The 251-nt window shown below is 55.4% G+C and carries 1 pseudogene; it reads right to left on the bottom strand.

Going from position 1 to position 251, the window contains the following annotated elements:
* Positions 1-233 (bottom strand): annotated as a pseudogene (locus EOD29_RS36745) (hypothetical protein); the annotation flags it as partial.
* Between the last annotated feature and the right edge of the window lie 18 nt (positions 234-251).

Consider the following 251-nt stretch of genomic DNA (forward strand, 5'->3'; position numbering starts at 1 on the left):
AGTTCGTAAACGGGGAGTGCTGGAGATTGATCCGCGGTAAGTGAGCCATCAGCCTCCATGAGCTCGATCTCCTCCCGGACAGGACTCTCCAGTGCCGCCGGTGAAACGTAGAGAATGGCATCTAGCGTGGTCTTGAGACGGTCTTGCGCCACGGCGATCACCTGATTGGTTGAAGTCGCAAAGATCGTTCGAAAGCCAAGACTTCCAAACCATTCGAGGCGCCTGAATTCCATCTCCTGCCCAGCGTCAAT

This window comes from Mesorhizobium sp. M1A.T.Ca.IN.004.03.1.1, from assembly GCF_003997555.1.
Lineage (GTDB): Bacteria > Pseudomonadota > Alphaproteobacteria > Rhizobiales > Rhizobiaceae > Mesorhizobium.